This is a genomic window from Streptomyces sp. PT12, assembly GCF_003311645.1.
Lineage (GTDB): Bacteria > Actinomycetota > Actinomycetes > Streptomycetales > Streptomycetaceae > Streptomyces.
Genome location: NZ_QEST01000232.1, coordinates 1 through 4,668, shown reverse-complemented (window position 1 = coordinate 4,668; position 4,668 = coordinate 1). Strand labels below are relative to the sequence as shown.

At 74.5% G+C, this 4,668-nt stretch carries 2 protein-coding genes; both read left to right on the top strand.

Features of this window, described 5'->3' with window-relative positions; genetic code table 11:
• On the top strand, positions 1-2,954 hold a 2,954-nt coding region (locus DEH69_RS24290; RefSeq protein ID WP_147255823.1), incomplete at its 5' end, for a type I polyketide synthase.
• Positions 2,955-2,989: 35 nt separating this feature from the next.
• On the top strand, positions 2,990-4,668 hold a 1,679-nt coding region (locus tag DEH69_RS24285; protein WP_181727586.1), incomplete at its 3' end, for a beta-ketoacyl synthase N-terminal-like domain-containing protein.

Genomic DNA, 4,668 nt, shown 5'->3' with positions numbered 1-4,668 from the left:
CGCTGCGCCGGGATGAGGGCGGGGTCCGCCGTCTGCTGCTCTCGCTCGGGGAGGCTCACGCCCATGGCGTGCCCGTGCGCTGGGGCCTTGAGGGGGGACATGTCGACCTGCCCACCTACCCGTTCCAACGCGAGTCCTACTGGCCCGAGGTGGCCACAGGCTGGTCCGGGGACGTCAGCGCGGTCGGACTCGGCGCGGCCGAACACCCGCTGCTCGGCGCCGCCGTCACCCTCGCGGACAGCCAGGCCACCCTCTTCACCGGTGGCCTCTCCCTCCGCACCCACCCCTGGCTCGCCGAACACGCCGTCGCCGACGTGGTGTTGCTGCCGGGCGCCGCGCTGCTCGAGCTCGCCATCCACGCCGGTGACCAGGTCGGCTGCGGCCGGGTGGACGACCTGACCCTCGAGTCGCCGCTTGTCGTGCCCGACACGGGCAGCATCGCCGTCCAGGTCGCCGTCGCCGCGCCCGACGACGCCGGGCGGCGCGCCGTGTCGATCCACTCCTCGGCCGACGGGGGACCGTGGACCCGCCACGCCACCGGCGCGCTGTCGCCCACGGCCGCCCCGGCGCCCGAGGCGCAGGGCGCCTGGCCCCCCGCGGGCGCCGAACGCGTGGACATCGAAGGGCTCTACGACCGCCTTGACATCGCCGGGTTCCAGTACGGGCCGCTGTTCCAGGGCCTGCGGGCGGTGTGGCGGCGCGACGCGGAGATCTTCGCCGAGGTGGCGCTGCCCGACGGCGAAGCGGGCGCGTTCGCCCTCCACCCCGCGCTGCTGGACGCCGCGCTGCACGCCCTCATGGCCGGGGGCGGCGACGCGGCGGGCGACGGTCAACAGGCGGCGGGTGAGACCCGGTTGCCGTTCTCGTGGGAGGGCGCGACCCTGCACGCCTCGGGGGCCACCGAGGCCCGGGTGCGCCTGGTCATCGACGAGCAGGGCGGCGTCGCCCTGCACCTCGCCGACACCCAGGGCCTCCCTGTCGCGACCGTCGAGTCCCTGCTCACGCGGCCGTTCGCCGCCGATCAGATCCGCGCCACCGCGTCCACGCGGCACGACGCGCTCTACCGGCTCGACTGGGCCACCGTCACCCCGTCGACCGACCCGGCGGGTGACGAGGAGACATGGGCCGTCGTAGGCCCCGACGACTTCGGCCTGGCCGCCAGCGCCGTCGAGGCGTACCCCGACCTGGACGCGCTCATCACCAGCGGCGCGGCGCCCGACCGCGTGTTCGTGTCCTTCCCACCGCCCTCCATCGGCCGCCCCGGCGACACCGCCGAGGCCGCGCACGCCGCCGCCTTCCGCGCGTTGGCCGTGGTGCGGGAGTGGCTGGACGCGCCGGTGCCCGACCACGCCACGCTGGTCCTGGCCACCCGGAACGCGGTCGCCGTGAACGGCGCCGCGCCCGAGCTGACGCAGTCACCCGTCTGGGGCCTGGTCCGCAGCGCCCAGTCCGAGGAGCCCGAACGGCTCGTGCTGCTCGACCTGGACGCGACCGAGGACCCCGCCTCCCGGGCCGCGATCGCCGGGGCCCTGGCGACCGGGGAGCCCCAACTCGCCCTGCGCGCGGGCGAGGTGTTGGTGCCGAGGCTGGCCAGGGCGGCCAGGGACGAGGAGGCCGAGCGGCCCGCGTTCGGCGACGGCGCGGTCCTGCTCACCGGCGCCTCCGGAACGCTCGGCGGCCTCGTTGCCCGCCACCTGGTGACCGAACACGGCGTGCGGCACCTGGTGTTGGTCAGCAGGCGCGGCCCACTGGCGGCGGGTGCCGACGAGTTGGAGGCGGAGCTGACCGCGCTCGGCGCCCGTGTCACCCTCGCCGCCTGCGACACCGCGGACCGCGAGTCGCTCGCCAAGCTCATCGAGTCGCTCGACACGCGCATCACCGCCGTGGTGCACTCCGCCGGCGTCCTCGACGACGGCGTGCTCGGCTCGCTCACCCCCGAGCGCATGGCCACCGTGCTGCGGCCCAAGGTGGACGCGGCGTGGAACCTCCACGAGCTGACCCGCGACCACCCGCTGTCCGCGTTCATCCTCTTCTCCTCGGCCGCCGCCACCTTCGGCAGGCCGGGGCAGGCCAACTACGCGGCGGCCAACGCGTTCCTCGACGCCCTGGCCCACCACCGCAGGGCCGCCGGACTGCCCGGCGTCTCGATGGCGTGGGGCCTGTGGGCCGAACGCGGCGGCATGACCGCCGAGTTGGACGAGGGCGACCTGTCCAGGATGACCAGGGCCGGGGTCACCGCGCTCGGCTCCGACGAGGGCCTGGCGCTCTTCGACACCGCCGCGACCGCGGGCGAGCCCCTGCTCGTGCCCATGCGCCTCGACACGGCAGCGCTCGCCGCGGGGACCGTTCCGCCGCTGCTGCGCGGCCTGGTCCGCACCCCGGCGCGCCGCCGCGTCGAGGCCGCCGCCCGCACCGATGTGTCCGCGCTCACCGACGAGTTGGCGGGCAGGACCGAGGCCGAGCAGGAGACCGCGCTCGCCGGGATCGTCGCGGGCCATGTCGCGGCCGTCCTCGGCTACGCCTCCGCGGACGCCGTCGACACCACGCGCGGCTTCCTCGACCTGGGCTTCGACTCGCTGACCGCCGTCGAGCTGCGCAACCGGCTCAACGCGGCGCTCGGCCTGCGGCTCCCGGCCACCCTGATCTTCGACTACCCGAGCGCCACCGTCCTCGCCCGCCATCTGCGCGCCGAGCTGGTGCCCGACGAGTCCGCCCGCGTGCTGGCCGAACTCGACCGCCTGGAAGCGGCGTTGCCCGCGCTGACCCCCTCGGCGGACGACGCCGTCAGGGCGACCGTCACCTCCCGCCTCCAAGCGCTGCTCGCCCAGTGGGACCAGGCGGCTGGCCAGGGGAGCCGGGAAGGCCAAGGCGGCGCCGACCTCGCGGGGCGCATCCAGTCCGCCTCGGACGACGAGATCTTCGACTTCATCGACAGCGAGCTCGGCTCTTCCTGAGCCAGCTGGTCACGACAGCCCATGGAGAAGTTCTGATGCGGAATGAAGACAAGCTTCGGGAGTATCTGAAGCGGGTCACCACGGACCTGGCCCAGACGCGGCAGCGGCTCCGCGACGCGGAGGACGCCGACCGGGAACCCATCGCCATCGTGGGCATGAGCTGTCGCTTCCCTGGCGAGGTCACTTCCCCTGAGGAGCTGTGGTCGCTGCTCGAGTCGGGCGGCGACGCGATCATGCCGTTTCCCGCCGACCGCGGCTGGGACCTGGACGCGCTGTGCGACCCGGACGAGGGCAGGGCAGGGACCAGCTATGTCCGCGAGGGCGGCTTCATCTCCGATATGGCCGAGTTCGACCCCGTGTTCTTCGGGATCTCCCCGCGCGAGGCCCTGGTGATGGACCCGCAGCAGCGGCTCCTGCTCGAGACCTCGTGGGAGGCGCTCGAACGCGGCGGCATCGCCCCCCACACGGTGCGCGGCGAGCGCGTCGGCGTCTTCGTCGGCGTGATGTACCAGGACTACGCGACGCTGCTCGGCGACGTGCCCGAGGGCGCCGAGTCGTTCATGGCGACCGGCACAGCGAACAGCGTCGCCTCGGGCCGCATCTCCTACATCTTCGGCCTGGAGGGGCCGGCCGTCACGGTCGACACGGCCTGTTCGTCGTCGCTGGTCACCCTGCACCTGGCCGCCCACTCGCTGCGCAAGGGCGAGAGCACCCTCGCCCTGGCCGGTGGCGCGTCCGTCATGGCCACGCCCACGTCGTTCGTCGAGTTCTCCCGGCAGCGCAACCTGGCGGAGGACGGCCGCTGCAAGCCGTTCGCCGAGGCCGCCGACGGGACCAGCTTCTCCGAGGGCGCGGGCATGCTCGTCCTCGAACGCCTCTCCGACGCCCGCCGCAACGGCCACCCCGTCCTGGCCGTCGTGCGCGGCTCCGCCGTCAACCAGGACGGCGCGTCCAGCGGCCTCACCGCGCCCAACGGGCCCTCTCAACAGCGCGTTATCCGCGCGGCGTTGGCCAACGCCGGGCTCGCGCCCTCCGACATCGACGTGGTCGAGGCCCATGGCACGGGCACCCGTCTTGGCGACCCCATCGAGGCCCAGGCGCTCCTGGCCACCTATGGCCAGGACCGGCAACGGCCCTTGTGGCTGGGCTCGATCAAGTCCAACATCGGCCACACACAGGCCGCCGCCGGCGTCGCCGGAATCATCAAGATGGTCATGGCGCTCCGGCACGGCACCCTGCCCAGGACCCTGCACGTCGACAGCCCCACGTCCCAGGTCGACTGGACCACGGGCTCGGTGCGGCTGCTCACCGACACCACGCCATGGGAGAGCGACGGGCTTCGCCGCGCCGCCGTGTCGTCGTTCGGCATCAGCGGCACCAACGCGCACGTCATCCTTGAGCAGGCCGAGGGGGGCGAGGGGGCGCCTGCCGCCGAGCCCGCGCGCCCCCGGCCGTCGGCCGACCTGGCGCCCTGGGTCCTCTCGGGCCGTTCCGAGGCGGCGGTGCGCGCCGCCGCGGCCCGGCTGGCGCCCGCCGTGCACGGCCTTGACCCGGGCGATGTGGCGGCAACGCTGCTGTCCCGCTCGCTGTTCGAGCACCGCGCCGTCGTGGTGCCGAACGCGGACGCACTGCGCGCGCTCGGCACGGGCGAGCCGTCGCCCGATGTGGTGACGGGGCGGGTGGTGGCGGGGGCGGGGCGTCCGGTGTTTGTGTT